The organism is Corynebacterium tardum (assembly GCF_046717785.1).
Lineage (GTDB): Bacteria > Actinomycetota > Actinomycetes > Mycobacteriales > Mycobacteriaceae > Corynebacterium.
In genome coordinates this window covers 1,422,342-1,437,370 of sequence record NZ_CP177104.1, presented here as the reverse complement: position 1 = coordinate 1,437,370, position 15,029 = coordinate 1,422,342, and the positions used below count along the sequence as shown (strand labels likewise).

Sequence of the window (15,029 nt, the reverse complement as noted above, 5' to 3'; positions counted from 1 at the left end):
GGCGCTACTGCGCTTCCGTGGCGGTAACGGTGGCAGAGGCAGTAGTGGTCGTGGTGGTGATAGTGGCGTTGAGCAATCCGTCGACGGTGGTGGCCGTGGCGGCGGCGACCAGCGCGCCACGCTGGTTATCCGTGAGGCCGGCCGGCAGAGCAATGCTGCGCTCGAAGGCCGACTCGCCGTGGTGAGTGACGGTAACGGAGAGGGCGGCCATCAAGGTGTCGTCAAGCTTCAGCTCTTTCGCTGCCGCCTTGATGGCCTGAGTGGAATCCGCCGCTAGCGCCGACATGAGAAGGCCCTCGGCGGTAAAGCCCTGGCCCTTGCCGCCCGCCTTCTTCGAGCGGTCTGCGGTCACGGAATGGTCGTTGCTGCGCACGACGACACCCATGCGGGTGCCTACGGCGGGGATGGCCGTGGCAGTTGAGGCATCCACGGGCGCGGGCACGTTCTCCGGAACTATGAACTGCTCCGACCAGGCACCAATGAGGTCGGCCGCACGCGCCGCTGAGCCCTGCTTGGTCAGAAGGTGGTCGGTCTTGTCCAGAGCCACGAGGGACTTGGGATAGCGCGTGGTCAGGAAGATATTCTGCGCGTTATCAATGCCCACCGTGTGGTCCAAGGGGGAGTGCAACAGCAACAGAGGCTTGCGCAAACGCGGCAGGTAGGCCTCCGGGTTGGTCTCCGCGAGGTCCTCCAGGAAGTAGCGGGAGATGGTCAGCTCGCGGCCGCCGAGGGTGACTTCAACCTGGCCGTTGGCGTCGACCTCACTGATCTTGTCCGCGTAGTGCAGCACCGAGTGTGCGGGATCGAACGGGGCGCCAATGGTAGCCACGGCCTTGAGGGAGCGGATGCCGTTGGCCGCCGCGAGGGACGCAGCGCCGCCCAGGGAGTGTCCCATGAGTAGCTGCGGGGCGGAATAGTTCTGCGCCAGCCACTCGGCGGCGGCCTGGATATCCGCCACGTTCTGGCTAAAGCAGGTCTGGGCAAAGTCGCCTTCGGACTGGCCTAGACCGGGGAAGTCAAAGCGCAGCGTAGCGATTCCAAAGTTGGTGAGCTGCTTGCTCACACGGGATGCACCTGGCGTATGGCGCGAGCCGGCGAAGCAGTGCGCGAAGATGGCGTAGGCCTGAGGCGGGGAGTCTGGAAAGTCGATGGTTCCAGCCATCGTGGTCCCAGTGCTGGAGGGAAGCGTCACGTTCACGGATTGCATGCCCATAAGGATATAAGGGCAACTGCAGGCGAGCTAACCGGGGTTGACTAGAGTCGAAGGGAGAATTGACTTCACGCACACGGATGGAGGAGTGCTCATGGGTGCATTCGATTGGTTCTGGAAGGCTATGGGCGCGCAGTCCGAGCGTAACAATAAGAAATCGAAGGCCGTCGTGGATGCCGCGGACTCCGCTGTGGAAGACATCGCGAGACTGAGTGACAGCGCGGTAGCTACCTCCGCCCGGGAATGCGTCAAGGACGGAGCAATCGCGGAAAAGTCGACCTTCCTGGCAGCCCTTGCCGTAGCCAGCGAGCGCAAGCTGGGGATGCGCCCGTTCAATGTCCAGTCCCAGGCGGTCCTGCGCCTGCTGGAGGGCGACGTGATCCAGATGGCCACGGGTGAGGGCAAGACCCTGGTGGGCGCCATGGCGGCCACGGGGTTCGCGCTCACCGGAAAGCGCGTGCACGTGGTGACGGTCAACAACTATCTGGCAGCGCGCGACGCCGAGTGGATGCGCCCCTTGGTGGAGTTCTTCGGCCTGACCGTGGCCTCCGTGACGGAGAAGCTGACCCCGGAGGAGCGCCGCGAGGCCTACCGTGCGGACATCATTTATGCCCCCGTCAACGAGCTAGGCTTTGACGTGTTGCGCGATAACCAAATCACCTCCCGCGTCCAGACGGTGCAGGCGCCGGCGGACGTGGCGTTGGTGGATGAGGCGGACTCCGTGCTGGTCGACGAAGCCCTGGTCCCCCTCGTCCTGGCCGGCAACCGTCCCGGTGCAGAGTCCACCGGCCACATCACCAACGTGGTCTCCCGCCTGCGGGAGGAAAAGGACTACGTCATCGCGGAAGACGGGCGCACCGTGGCGCTGACCGATGACGGCGCGGCACGGGTCGAGCGCGAGCTGGGCATTGATTCGCTGTACTCCGAGGACAACATCGGCACCGTGCTGGTCAAGGTCAACTTGGCGCTGCACGCGAAGGCGCTGCTCATCCGGGACATCCACTACATCATTACGGACGGCAAGCTGCAGCTTATCGACGCCTCCCGGGGCCGCGTGGCCGACCTGCAGCGCTGGCCCGACGGTCTGCAGGCAGCGGTGGAAGCCAAGGAAGGCCTTGAGGTTTCCGAAGGCGGGCGCATCCTCGACACCATTACTCTCCAGGAGCTCATGCGCCGCTACCCGCTGGTCTGCGGCATGACGGGTACCGCCGTCGAGGCAACCGACCAGCTGCGCCAGTTCTATGACCTGCATGTCTCCGTCATCGACCGCAACAACGAACTCCAGCGCTTCGACGAGGCGGACCGCATCTACGCCACGGTGGATGAAAAGTCGAAGGCCATTGTGGACGAGATTGCCGATATTCACGCCACTGGCCAGCCGGTCCTCGTGGGAACGCACGACGTGGCCGAGTCTGAGGATTTGGCTGCGGCCCTGCGGGAGCGCGGCATCGAGGTCAGCGTGCTCAACGCCAAGAACGATGAGGACGAGGCGCGCATTGTGGCCGAGGCCGGCGACGTTGGCCGCGTGACCGTGTCCACGCAGATGGCCGGCCGCGGCACCGACATCAAACTTGGTGGTGCGGACGAAGAGGACCGTGCGGCCGTGGTGGACAAGGGCGGCTTGGCCGTGCTGGGCACTTCCCGCCACCGCTCCTCGCGTCTGGACAACCAGCTGCGAGGTCGCGCGGGCCGGCAAGGCGATCCCGGCATGTCGCTCTTCTTCGTCTCCTTGGAGGACGACGTGGTTAAGCAGGGCGGCGAGGACGAATCGCTGTCGGCGCGGCCCGATGACACGGGGCTTATCGATTCCAAACGGGTGCGCGACTTCGTAGCCCACTGCCAGCGCGTGACCGAGGGCCAGCTGCTGGAAATCCACGCGCAGACGTGGAAATACAACCAGCTGCTGGCGGATCAGCGCGTCATCATCGATGAACGCCGCGCGAAACTGCTGGATACCACCCAGGCCTGGGAGGAGCTTGCGGAGCGGGCGCCGGAGCGTGCCACCGAGCTTGCCGACGTCCCCGCGCACGCCCGCGAGCTGGCCGCCCGCGAGATCATGCTCTACCACCTGGACCTAGGCTGGGCGGATCACCTCGAGCTCATGGACGATGTGCGCGAGTCGATCCACCTGCGTGCCATCGCCCGGGAAACCCCGATCGATGAGTACCACCGCATCGCGGTGCGCGAGTTCAAGGACTTGGCGCAGCGCGCGGTCGATGACGCCGTCGATACCTTTAAGACCGTGGTCATTGATGCAGACGGCGCCCACCTTGAGGACCATGGCCTGTCCCGCCCGAGTGCAACGTGGACGTACATGGTTTCGGATAACCCCCTGTCCGGTGGCGGAAACTCCGTGCTCAAGGGGATAGGCAACATTTTCCGTTAATGAAATTTGGGCTGAGGCGGATCGCGCACGGCGCGGAGTCGCTAATATAGATTGGGTCAACATCGATCCGACACTTCGGAGGTAAAAATGAGCGAGAACACCGGAACGCCGGAACCGCAGGCGGAGACCACTTCTGTCTTCCGCGCCGACCTACTCAAGGAGATGGAAAGCGGTAGCGCTGCGGGCTCGGACGCTTCCGTCGCCGGCGCTGAAAACCTGGCTGAGGGCCAGGCGCTCCTCGTGGTGAAGCGCGGCCCCAACGCCGGCGCCCGCTTCCTGCTGGATCAGCCCACCACCACCGCGGGCCGTCACCCGGAGGCGGATATCTTCCTGGATGACGTGACTGTGTCTCGCCGCCACGCGGAGTTCCGCGCCAAGGACGGCCAGTTCGAGGTCGTCGATGTCGGATCCCTCAACGGCACCTACGTCAACCGCGAGCCGCGCAACGCGCAGGTGCTCGAGGTGGGCGATGAAATCCAGATTGGCAAGTTCCGCTTGGTGTTCATCGCTCCGCAGTAAACACCGCTGGCTCTAACGCCATGACCGCGCGGGGTGGGAAGCAACCGGCTTCCCACCCTGCGGTACATCAGAACGAAGTCGAGAAAGCAGTACTAGTCCCATCGTGAGCGCATCGAAGTCCACCGCCGCAGCAACGTCGCCTTCCTCGGTGAAGGCCACCACGCCGAAGGCACGGCCTGCCAAGCAGAAGCCGATGTCCATCGGCGTCATGCTCAAGCAGCTGCAACCGCAGTTCCCGGATGTCACGGTGTCGAAGATCCGCTTCTTGGAGGCTGAGGGGCTTATTACGCCGGAGCGCACGGCCAAGGGCTACCGCCGCTTTTATCAGAAGGACGTGGACCGGCTGCGCTATATTCTCACCGCGCAGCGCGATCACTACACGCCGCTCAAGGTCATCCGTGAGCAGCTGGAGGCCATGGACTCTGGCCAGGTGACCGCCATTGTCTCCGCGCAGAACGAGGCGCTGGTGAGCGCCGAGCAGCTGCGTGCGCCCGTGGTCAGCCGTCTTACCGATGCGGACGTGGCCGACCAGGCGGGAGCAACCCAGGAAGACATCGCTGACCTAGTAAAGGTTGGTCTCATCACGCCTGATGCTGCTGGCTTCTTCGACACGGATGACGTGTCCATCGTCTCCGCGGCGGTGGCGCTGAAGTCCTTCGGCTTCGAAGCCCGCCAGCTCAAGTCGCTGCGCAACGCCGCCCGCCGCCAGGCAGATCTTATCTCCCAGGTCGCTGCTCCTGTGGCGCACTCGAAGTCCGATACCGCACCCCAGCAGGCTGAGGAGCTCTCGCAGCAGCTGGCCGCTTTGGTGTTGTCACTGCACGGAACCCTGGTCAAGACGGAGCTGCGCGACGAGTTTCAGGGCTAGCCGCACCGGCTCGGACGCTCGCCTACGAAATGTGGGAGAGTGGAAGCCATGAATACTGAAGAACTAAGATTCTTAGGAATCCATCCCGTCGGGCCCGAAAACCACCTGTGCGCCCTGTTTTACTGGGAGGAGGCCGACCGCCACGTCCCAATCTGGATTTCTCCCATCGACGGCGCCCGCGTACTGCAAGTGCTGGAGCGCCACTTTAATGCTCGCCCCAGCACCTACGAGCTCCTTATCGAATTTGCGGAAAAGCTCGACGGCATCGAATCCATCTCCGTGGACGAACACAACAAGGGTGCTTTTATGGTCGAAATCATTGATGGAGCGGGCAACGACTTTGACGCTCGAATCACTGATGCCATTGTGTTGGCTGACCATTTCGACCTGCCCATCACCTTCAACAAGGATCTCCTTGCTGACGTCGCGGTGTACATCGGTGACGACGACCTGAAGGAATACTTTGGTCTTGAGCGCGACGCAGCGAAGGCGCCGCACGACGGGGGAGAGTCGAGTGCCCAGGTTGATGACGGGTTTGAGCAGATGATGCGGGACTCAGGCTTTACGGAAGAAGACTTCCTTTCTGGCGATGACGAGGACGGGACAGGGAACTAGCACGCGCGAATTTCCTGAAAAAGTTAATGACACGCGTGTGACTAATGGTGACAAAGGGGGAGAGAAAGTCTAAAGTTCAACTAGAGGTTCATACTGGAGGGCTCTTGACGTGCCCGACGGCGTGCCCTTTAATAGGAACTTAGAACTCCCACTAAACATCATTGGAGTAATTACGTGAGCAGCAACGACCACCACAGCGATAGCCTTCTGTACGGCGACCAGCACGATCAGGAGGTCCTCGAGACCTTCGAGAGTCGCCCCGGCTACGTCCAAGAGTCCCTCTTTGATATCGGGCCGGACGAGGAGCTGGGCTACCGTGTGCCGATCGCCTGCCAGGTTGCCGGCATTACCTACCGCCAGCTTGATTACTGGGCGCGCACTGACCTGGTCAAACCCTCCATCCGCACCGCCCGCGGTTCCGGCTCCCAGCGTCTGTACTCCTTCAAGGACGTCCTGGTCCTCAAGATTGTCAAGCGCCTGCTCGATACGGGTATCTCCCTGCAGAACATCCGCTTGGCAGTGGACTCGCTGCGGGACCGCGGCGTAAATGACTTGGCGGAGCTGACGCTGGTATCTGACGGCGCCACGGTGTACGAATGCCGCTCCAACGATGAGGTGATTGACCTTCTGGCCGGCGGCCAGGGCGTCTTCGGAATCGCCGTGCCGGGCATTCTCAAGGAGCTCTCCGGTACGATTACGTCCTTCCCCGCCGAGCGCATCGTGAAGGAAGCTGGCGACGAGGACGTCGTCGTTGGCCTCGACGAGCTGGCTGCTCGTCGCAAGCGCAAGTCCTCCTAAAGCCGGTCGGCCGGACGGGCCGCCGGGCGGTGTCTTCACCGGCACCTTTAAAGCCTTGTTAACCCCAGCACTGTTGCTCACGTCAGTGCTGGGGCTTTTGCTCGTGCTGTGGTTGTTTAGCTGGGGCTGTTTAAAAGTCTTAGGCTCCCGGGGACCCCGTTGCGGGCTAGACAGTTGCGGGCTAGACGCCGGCCGCGGCGGAAATAGCCTTGGCGTCGGCGGCGCTGTCGGAAGGATCGGTAATCGCCGAGGAGACGTCGGCAAGCTGCTCCAGTGTGGCATCCTTTTCGCCGTCGCCGACGTGGACCACACTGAGGCTCACGCCCTGAGCGCGCGCGTCCTTGAGTGCGGCAGTAAAGGTCTCATCGTCCATGTCCTGCTCCGTGCCAGTGGTCACCAGGACCACGCGGGCGTCGCTGCCGGTCTGGGCCGCTTGGTCGGCGGCATTACCTAGAGCGGCGACCACGGCGCTGCGGGTCTGCGGGACTCCGCCAGTGCCGAACTGGGACACAGCAAAGGCGACGTTTTCTGCTGGTCCGTAGGCCACGTTCTGGCGGTAGCCCACTGTTGCAGACTCCGAAATCGGGGAGGAGTAGTTCCACAGACCCACCTGACCGCCGTCTTCGCCGGCAGCGTTGGCCGCATCTGCCACGGCCTGGCTCACCGGACCGAAGTAGGGTGTGAGATTAGCGGAGGTATCCAGTAGGAACAGCGTGTTCGGCGCTACCGAGTCTGCTTTTCCGGCCGGCTTGTCCGCGGTGTTTTTCTTCTCCGAGGGCGGTGCCGCGGAGGAAGACTCTTGGGAAGTGGAGGACGCGGCGGCGGAAGAGGATTCGCGTGCGGACGTCGCCTCAGCGGCTGTGGTCTCGGACTCATCAGCGGCAGTGCTTTCCACCGTGGATTCGCCTGCCGCTACAGAGGAAGCCTCACCGGATTTGGTGTCCCCGCCGCGGAAGAGGAAGAAAGCTCCAGCGATAAGCGCGAGAAGCGTCAGAAGGGCCACGATGATGAGCCACGGTGCAACCGCGTAATTGTTTTTTCCGTCCGAGTGCCGGGACATCCTATTCCTTCCGCGCTGGGGCTACACGGACCTGCACAGTAGGCAACAAGGATTATCGTTGGACGTTGCAGGTCACATTAATGGTTATTCATTGTAGCGCTCAGACAGTCCCGAAGAAGCGCGACAAGCCGCTGGCGAAGAGGCTCTGCGGTATCGGCCAGCGCCCTTTGGCGCTGCACGTACTCAGCCTTGCCCTCGGGCGTTTCAATGGGCACGACCCCGAATCCCCATTCGCGACAGTCATAGGGCGAGGCCTCCATGTCCAAGGTGCGGGCTTGGACTGCCAGCCTGAAGGTGTCCAGGAAGAGCTCACCGGGAACTATGGGGCCGAGTTTCCAAGCCCATTTGTACAAGTCCATGGTGGCGTGGACGCAGCCGGCCTGGTCGTGCTCCGGCTGGTCTTCACGGGTGAGGACCGTGAGGTTGAGCGGGCGGGCAGGCTCGGTGAAGAAGCGGAAGGCGTCGTAGTGCGTGCACTTTATGCGGTGACGGTCCACAACTTCGTTGGTGCCCTCGGCCCCGAGTCGCAGCGGCAAGTCGTGGCGCGGGGCATCGGTGTGGTAGACCATAGCCCATTCGTGCAGGCCAAAGCAGTCGAACTGCACCGGATTGACCGCTGTGCGCTCAAGCAGGTTGAGGATATAGCGCAGAGCTCCACCGCGGCGTTCCACGAACGCGTGAGCGTCCATAGTCACGCCTTCCTCCGTGCGGTGATAGTCGCGCCACTGCGCGTGGGGGACATCGTCACCTGCCAGAGTCACTCCGAACCCGGGGTGCCACCGCTTCAGGTGCGAGGGCCGGACCGGATAGTACTCAAAGAGGAAATCGTAGACCGGATGGTAGGAGCCCGGATGACGGTAGCGCGCAAGGAGTTCCTCAGCAGCCTCCTCGTGCTCACGCATCCGGGTCTGCCACGCTTCTGGCTGGAGAATCATCGCTGTCCTGCAGAGCGGTTGCTGCGCCGGCGACGATTGCCGTTGCGCCTAGTGCCGCCTGAGCGCTGCTGGTGTTGACCGGAACGGCCCGATTTTCCAGCCTTTTCCTTGTCGTCGGCCTTGTTCCTGGTATTGGCCGTGGCGGAGGTTTTCTGCGCACCCGGCTGCTGCTGGTTGGGCGGGCCCAGTGGCTCTCCCGTGGGTTTGCGGGCGCCGGTCATCTGCGCCAACTCCGGGCTGCTGGCGGGTTTATCGCGGTCACTGATATCGAGATCCGTGTGCTTCACGCCGGCCTTCTTGATGAGCTTGGCCACCTCGTCGCGCTGTTCGTCGGTGACCAGAGTGACTACCGTTCCGGAGTCGCCACCACGCGCGGTGCGCCCGGAGCGGTGCAGGTAGGCCTTGTGCTCTGCCGGGGGATCGACGTGGACAACGAGGGAGACGTCCGCGATGTCGATGCCGCGGGCGGCGATATCGGTGGCAACGAGGACCGGCACGCTGCCGTCTGCGAAGCCCTCGATGGCCCTGGTGCGCGCGCCTTGACCCTTATCGCCGTGGAGGGGCATGGCGTTGATGCCTACTCGGCGCAACTTCTTTGCTTGGCGGTCGACGCCGTGCTTGGTGCGCATGAACATAATGGTCTTGCCCTTGCGCGCGCCGAGGCGCAGGACCACGTCGTTGCGGGCCTCGCGGGTACCGATGAAGATCAGGTGGTGCTCCATCGTGTCCACCGCGGCTTCCACCGGCGCGGTGGAGTGAGTAACGGGGTCATGCATGAACTGCTTGACCAGTTTGTTTACTTCGCCGTCGAGGGTGGCGGAGAACAACAGACGCTGGCCGTCGTCCGGCGTGAGCTGGAGCAGCTTGCGAACCTGGGGGAGAAAGCCCATGTCAGCCATCTGATCCGCCTCATCAAGGGCCGTGATACGGACCTCGTCGAAGAAGAGCTTGCCCTGGTTGATGAGGTCCTGCGCGCGGCCCGGTGTGGCTACCAAGAGGTCAACCGGGCGCGCCAAGGAGCGGATGTGGCGGTTGATATTCACGCCGCCAACCACGTCGAGGACGCGCAGGCCAAGGGCGGCGGCGGGCTCGTCCAAGCGCTGCTGAATCTGGGTGGCAAGCTCTCGCGTCGGGGCAAGAACCAGCCCACGCGGGTGGCCAGGCCGAGAGACCCCGGACCCAGCCAGGCGGCTGAGCATGGGGAGGCCAAAAGTAAAGGTCTTGCCCGAGCCCGTCGGGCCGCGACCGAGCACGTCCTTGCCCGAGAGGGCATCGGGAATAGCGGCGGCCTGAATAGGGAAGGGGGACGTGATGCCCTGGTTGTCCAGGACACGCACGATGTCACGGGGAAGGCCGAGATCGGCAAAAGTAGTCATCGTGGAAAAGTGTAGTGTCCGGAACTTCCTGAGCGAAATGGGTGGCAGGTCGGCGCCCTGCAGTTGTGGATGCCGCCAAGGAGAAAGGGAGAGAAGGGGAGAGGTGGGGGAATAGTCCTCGTCAGAGGTCTATAGCGAAAGATTTCCACCCATGCATGGGTTACTCTACGGCTATGACCAATCCGTTCAATAATTCCTCTCTCCCGCAGAACTCTTCAAACAATCAACCCCAGCAACCGCAGCAGTACCAGCAACCACAGGACGAGTGGGGCCAGCCAAGTCCACCGCAACCTGGCTTTGGTCCGGGCAATGCGCCGGCGCAGAAAAGCGGCTCCAGCCCGGTGTTGTGGATTATCCTTGGCAGCGTCGTCGCGGTGCTTCTCATCGCAGGCATGCTCTTTGCACTGCTGAAGGTCTCCGGCAATGGGGGCGGCTTCGGATTGCTGTCGCGTGGGGATAGCGCCTGGGACGATGAGTACTGGGAACAGCCCATCACCGCACAAGAGGCGAAGAGCATCCGCAAAGAGGATGTCGTCACCGATACGCCGAAGGCGCTGGAAGGCCTAGCGACGACGTCGTGTACTGAATCCGCTTCCTTCTTCGGCGCCGTGGACGCTGACTCAGCAGAAGAGCTTCCGTGGGTGCGCTCCGTGGACTGTCGTTTTGGAGATGACGAGGAGTTCAGTGCCCACTACACCGAGAACTCGGATGCCATCGCCTCTGTCGAGGAATTCGGACTGAATACCTACTTCGAAGGCCTGACCTCTGCCCGAGGCTCCACGATCGGCTACTACGAGACCGGGGATGAGTTCGTATTCGTCGAGGTCCTCAAGGGAGACAAGGCCGTGATTGAGTACATCCTCGATGACACTCACCTGGCAGACATTGATGAACGGGACGTGGAGTTTACAGAAGCGCTCGAAGAAGCCGGCATCGTCGAACGGGAGGAGTAGACGGGGCCTAACATGCCCGTCTATTGCGGGGGTCAGCAGGCGGGGACTAGCCCCCGTGCTCTGAGGCATTGCCGCTGGTGAACTGTGAGATTCTGCTAGATTGTGCACTATGACACACTCTCGTCCCGGATCTCCCGAACCGCAGCGTCCCGACCAGCCGCACGATTCTTCTATTCCATACAGTGCTCACGACAGTTCCCACGACAGTGCTCACGACGGTGCTCACGAGGTTGACGCGGCAAAGCCAGCTCACGACACTCACGGCGACCACGCCAATCACACCACGCACCCCGGCAGCCAGCCCTCCCAGGGCGGCAGCGCCCAGCCGCTGGGGTCTGAGGCCACCCCAGAAAAGAAGTCCTCGTCTAAGGGCCTCTGGATTGTCCTCGGCATCATCGTCGCCCTTCTAGCAATCGCAGCGCTCGTCTTCGCACTGCTGCGCGGCGGTTCCGACGATGATGCGGAGTCCACCGCGGCCGCCGGAAACTCGACTGAGGCTGCGGCCGAGGACTCTGCCGAAGAGGAAGCAGAGGAGACCTCGGACCCGAACAAGCCTGCCAGCCCCTTCCCGGAGGGCGTGGACGAGGACTACTTTGACGAGAAGCTTGATGAAGAAGAAGCGCAGGAAATCCGTGACAAGGATCCAGAGCAGCTCCCCGTACCCGTCGAGCTCGCTAACCTGACTGACAGCTGCTTCAAGGATGCGTCGGTGTTTGGAAAAATCGCTGAGGACGGCACCACCATCAGCGGCGTGGTTCCCACCATCATGTGCGTGTTTGGACCGGAGAACCAGTACGCAGCTCAATACACGCGCAATGAAGACGCCGTGAAGGCGGAGCGCCGCGCAGTGCGCGATCAAAAGCTCAATGGGGGAGCGGCAATGGCCGGAGTGTACTCGGGACGTGGATCGGAACTGGTGGCGTTTACGTCGAAGACCCAAGTCCAGGAAGAGCAGGTCCTGGCTGAGACTCTCGAGACTAAGGATGCAGTCATCGAGTACATTGCTATCGACGACGACAGGGACGCCATGAACTCGGTGCTCGGTGAAGCCGGCATCATCCGGACCCTGGACAGCGTTATGAAGGACAACGAGGAGAAGCTGAACGAGGAGAAGCTGAACGAATTGAACTCTAAACTCGCCACCACCGAGTAAACCCCCATCCGGTGCTAGGGGCGTTCACAATGAAACGCCCGCGTACTGGATGAGGGGTGTGCGCTGTCCGCGCGGGAGAGCGCGGGCCCGGACTACTGCTCGCTCTGGGAGCGGTCGCCGGACCACTCGATGTGGAAGGTGCCCTCGCGGTCGACGCGCTTAAACGTATGGGCGCCGAAGAAGTCACGCTGGCCCTGGATCAGTGCGGCCGGCAGGCGCTCGGCGCGCAGGCTGTCGTAGTAGGACAGGGAGGAAGCGAACACCGGAACCGGCAGACCCAACTGGGTGGCGGCCACGATGACGCGGCGCCAGGAATCGATAAGGCCGGTCAGCTCGCCCTTGAAGTAGGGATCCAGGATCAGGGCCGGAAGCTGCGGGTTGGTGTCGTAGGCCTCGCGGATGCGGTCGAGGAACTTCGCACGAATGATGCAGCCGCCGCGCCAGATGGTGGCCAGGTCACGCGGGTCAACATCCCAACCAAACTGCTCGGAACCGGCCTTGATCTCGTCGAAGCCCTGCGAGTAGGCGATGAGCTTAGCGGCATAGAGAGCGCGGCGAACGTCCTCGATGAAGGCCTGCTTGTCCACGCCCAGGGCGTCGATACCAGCGGCGACCTCGCCAGCCGGGAGATCCTCGGCGCGAGCGGCTTCGCGCTGCGCGGTGGCAGAAGACAGCGCGCGGGCGAAGACGGACTCGGCGATGCCAGTGACCGGCACGCCCAGATCGAGGCCGTTGATGGCGGTCCAGCGGCCCGTGCCCTTCTGGCCGGCGGCGTCCACGATCACGTCGACAAGCGGGGCACCCGTCTCCGGATCCTTCTGAGCCAGGACCTCGGCGGTGATTTCAATGAGGTAGGAGTCCAGGTCGCCGGCGTTCCACTCGCGGAAGACCTCGGCGATCTCTGCCGGCTCCATGCCCGCGCCATAACGCAGCAGCTGGTAGGCCTCACCGATCACCTGCATGTCGGCGTACTCAATGCCGTTGTGCACCATCTTGACAAAGTGGCCAGCACCGTCAGGACCAATGTGGGTCACGCACGGGGTGCCATCCACGTTGGCTGCGATGGACTCCAGAATCGGACCGAGGGTCTCCCACGACTCCGCCGGGCCACCCGGCATGATGGACGGGCCGTTCAAAGCGCCCTCCTCGCCACCAGAGATGCCCGCGCCGACGAAGTGGCGGCCCTTCTCAGCCACCTCCTTCTCGCGGCGGATCGTGTCGGTGAACAGGGAGTTTCCGCCGTCGATGATGATGTCACCCTCATCCATGGCCTCTGCCAGCTGATCAATGATCGCATCCGTTGCCGCACCGGCCTTAACCATGATGATGGCCTTGCGCGGGCGCTCCAGGGAGGCAACGAAATCCTCGACGCTCTCAGAGGGGATGAAGTGACCCTCATCGCCGTGCTCCGCAATCAGGGTGCGGGTCTTTTCCGGGCTGCGGTTGTACACGGCGACAGTATTGCCGTTGTGTGCGAAGTTGCGCGCCAGGTTGGAGCCCATGACAGCCAGGCCCACAACACCAATCTGAGCGAGTTCAGTCTTTTCAGCAGTTTGAGTCATGTTCACCATCCTACGTCACCGCAATGCAGTACTCTGGTGTGGCATGAACCACGCTGAACACGCTGAACAATTCGCGGCACTGCTGGCCGCTGCGCAGGCCCGCCCCCTCAACGAGGAAGAGTTGAAGCTCATCAACTCCAACCAGATGGGCCTGGGAAAGCTCATCGGTCTGCGCTACACGCTGATTTCTGCCGATGAGATCCGCTCAGAGATTGATGTCACCGCGGATCACCACCAGCCGTGGGGAGTGGCCAACGGCGGACTCTACTGCACCATGACGGAAACCACGGCGTCGATTGGCAGCCTCATCGCCGCCGGCCAGCCCGTTGTCGGGGTCAACAACAACACCGACTTCCTGAAGCCGGTTGCCAGCGGCACCATTGAGGCAGTGGCGACACCTCTCTACAAGGGTCGCCGCACGCAGCTGTGGGAGGTCAAAATCTCCCAGGGGGACACGCTGGTTGCCGCCTCCACGCTGCGCACGATGGTGGTGCAGAAGTAGCGTCTACAGCCAGTGGTTGCGGCGGAACCACCACCACATGATGGCGACCACGAGCACCATGAGCCCGAGGGAACCATAATAGCCCCAGGCAAAGTGCAGCTCCGGCATGATGTCAAAGTTCATGCCGTAGATGCCGGCCACGAGCGTTGGTGCCGCCCACATGCCGACTACTGCGGAGATGGTGCGCATGTCGGAGTTCTGCTGCATCGAAACCTTGGCCACGGAGGCGTCGATAAGAGAGGTGAGGCGTTCGTCGAACCCAGCCACCTGGTCCTTGACCACCAGCTCGTGGTCATTGACGTCACGCAGGTAGGAGCGGATGGTCTTCGAAATTAAGTCCTTGTGGTCCGAGTTCATCGCCTTCAGCGCCGCCGAGAGCGGATCGATGGCGTGCTTCATCTCTAGGATCTCGCGCTTGTACATGTAAATGCGGTCAATGTTGGGCTGCGAGTTCGGAGTGAAGACCTCTTCCTCCAGCTCATCCACCTCAATGGCAATGAGGCGGCAGATTTCGGAGTAGCGGTCCACCATCATGTCCAGGATCTTCCAAGCCATCGCCACAGGTCCCAGCTCCACCAGATCCTGCTCGTCCTGGACCACGTAGGCCAGGTTAGGAAGCTTGGCGGAGTGGCGCACGGTGATAATGAACGTATCGCCGATGATCATCTGAACCTCACCGGTGGAAATGATCTGGCGCTTATCGGCCACCTCATCATGGTCCCGGTAGTTCACCGACCGCGCCACCATGAAGAGCTGGTCGTCGTAGCGCTCCAGCTTCGGGCGCTGGTGGGCTTGGACCACGTCTTCGACGATGAGTTCGTGGATGCGGAACTCCGAGGCCACCTTGGTCATCTGGGACTCCATGGGCTCATGAAGGCCCACCCACACGAATCCGCGGCCGTATTCCTCCACGGCTTGCAGTGCGCTGTGCGGGGTGAATTCGCCCGGCAGGGCCTCGCCGTCAACGAAAACACGGCAGTGCTCGATGGCGCGTTCTACCGGCACGGAGAAGGTGCGGGAGGGACTGGGAGGCTCGTTTCTCTTGCGTGGCCTAAAGGGCGACGGTACAGACGGCATCGTGTCAGCCTCCTT

At 62.6% G+C, this 15,029-nt stretch carries 14 protein-coding genes; 8 read left to right on the top strand and 6 right to left on the bottom strand.

Annotation, left to right across the window (positions count from 1 at the left end):
* Positions 1-4: 4 nt before the first annotated feature.
* Entirely contained in the window at positions 5-1,207 is a 1,203-nt protein-coding gene (locus tag ACLI1P_RS06880) for an alpha/beta fold hydrolase (RefSeq protein WP_411708434.1), read from the bottom strand.
* Positions 1,208-1,304: 97 nt separating this feature from the next.
* On the opposite strand from ACLI1P_RS06880, the gene secA2 reads away from it, so the two are divergent.
* From secA2 to ACLI1P_RS06855, 5 genes are all read left to right on the top strand, one after another.
* Positions 1,305-3,596 carry an accessory Sec system translocase SecA2 gene (gene secA2, locus ACLI1P_RS06875; RefSeq protein WP_411708433.1) on the top strand — a complete coding sequence of 764 codons (2,292 nt, stop codon included), beginning with the start codon at positions 1,305-1,307 and terminating at the stop codon, positions 3,594-3,596.
* A gap of 87 nt (positions 3,597-3,683) precedes the next feature.
* On the top strand, positions 3,684-4,115 hold the full coding sequence (gene odhI, locus ACLI1P_RS06870; RefSeq protein WP_296134412.1) for an oxoglutarate dehydrogenase inhibitor Odhl: 432 nt from the start codon (positions 3,684-3,686) through the stop codon (positions 4,113-4,115).
* Between the two features lie 103 nt (positions 4,116-4,218).
* On the top strand, positions 4,219-4,983 hold the full coding sequence (locus ACLI1P_RS06865; protein WP_373692271.1) for a MerR family transcriptional regulator: 765 nt from the start codon (positions 4,219-4,221) through the stop codon (positions 4,981-4,983).
* A 48-nt stretch (positions 4,984-5,031) separates the two neighbouring features.
* On the top strand, positions 5,032-5,598 hold the full coding sequence (locus tag ACLI1P_RS06860; protein WP_296134411.1) for a bifunctional nuclease domain-containing protein: 567 nt from the start codon (positions 5,032-5,034) through the stop codon (positions 5,596-5,598).
* Between the two features lie 207 nt (positions 5,599-5,805).
* On the top strand, positions 5,806-6,396 hold the full coding sequence (locus ACLI1P_RS06855; protein ID WP_411709702.1) for a MerR family transcriptional regulator: 591 nt from the start codon (positions 5,806-5,808) through the stop codon (positions 6,394-6,396).
* A gap of 181 nt (positions 6,397-6,577) precedes the next feature.
* Here the strand turns inward: ACLI1P_RS06855 and ACLI1P_RS06850 are convergent, their stop codons facing one another.
* From ACLI1P_RS06850 to ACLI1P_RS06840, 3 genes are all read right to left on the bottom strand, one after another.
* Positions 6,578-7,456: a vWA domain-containing protein gene (locus ACLI1P_RS06850; RefSeq protein ID WP_411708432.1), complete on the bottom strand. Its 879-nt coding sequence runs from the start codon at positions 7,454-7,456 to the stop codon at positions 6,578-6,580.
* Between the two features lie 77 nt (positions 7,457-7,533).
* Positions 7,534-8,391, bottom strand: coding sequence for a 3-methyladenine DNA glycosylase (locus tag ACLI1P_RS06845; protein WP_411708431.1), 858 nt, complete (start codon positions 8,389-8,391; stop codon positions 7,534-7,536).
* Positions 8,388-9,767 carry a DEAD/DEAH box helicase gene (locus ACLI1P_RS06840; RefSeq protein ID WP_296134406.1) on the bottom strand — a complete coding sequence of 460 codons (1,380 nt, stop codon included), beginning with the start codon at positions 9,765-9,767 and terminating at the stop codon, positions 8,388-8,390. The genes ACLI1P_RS06845 and ACLI1P_RS06840 overlap by 4 nt, the downstream gene beginning before the upstream one ends.
* A 173-nt stretch (positions 9,768-9,940) precedes the next feature.
* Here ACLI1P_RS06840 and ACLI1P_RS06835 point away from each other — a divergent pair, with 173 nt between their 5' ends.
* Together ACLI1P_RS06835 and ACLI1P_RS06830 are read left to right on the top strand one after the other, a co-directional pair.
* Positions 9,941-10,720 carry a hypothetical protein gene (locus ACLI1P_RS06835; protein WP_411708430.1) on the top strand — a complete coding sequence of 260 codons (780 nt, stop codon included), beginning with the start codon at positions 9,941-9,943 and terminating at the stop codon, positions 10,718-10,720.
* Positions 10,721-10,829: 109 nt separating this feature from the next.
* A complete protein-coding gene (locus ACLI1P_RS06830) occupies positions 10,830-11,873 on the top strand; it encodes a hypothetical protein (RefSeq protein ID WP_411708429.1) in 1,044 nt (347 codons plus the stop codon).
* A 92-nt stretch (positions 11,874-11,965) separates the two neighbouring features.
* Here the strand turns inward: ACLI1P_RS06830 and gndA are convergent, their stop codons facing one another.
* Positions 11,966-13,435: an NADP-dependent phosphogluconate dehydrogenase gene (gndA, locus tag ACLI1P_RS06825; RefSeq protein ID WP_411708428.1), complete on the bottom strand. Its 1,470-nt coding sequence runs from the start codon at positions 13,433-13,435 to the stop codon at positions 11,966-11,968.
* A gap of 43 nt (positions 13,436-13,478) precedes the next feature.
* On the opposite strand from gndA, the gene ACLI1P_RS06820 reads away from it, so the two are divergent.
* On the top strand, positions 13,479-13,937 hold the full coding sequence (locus ACLI1P_RS06820) for a PaaI family thioesterase (protein ID WP_296132284.1): 459 nt from the start codon (positions 13,479-13,481) through the stop codon (positions 13,935-13,937).
* A 3-nt stretch (positions 13,938-13,940) separates the two neighbouring features.
* Here the strand turns inward: ACLI1P_RS06820 and corA are convergent, their stop codons facing one another.
* Positions 13,941-15,014, bottom strand: coding sequence for a magnesium/cobalt transporter CorA (gene corA / locus ACLI1P_RS06815; protein ID WP_296132288.1), 1,074 nt, complete (start codon positions 15,012-15,014; stop codon positions 13,941-13,943).
* Between the last annotated feature and the right edge of the window lie 15 nt (positions 15,015-15,029).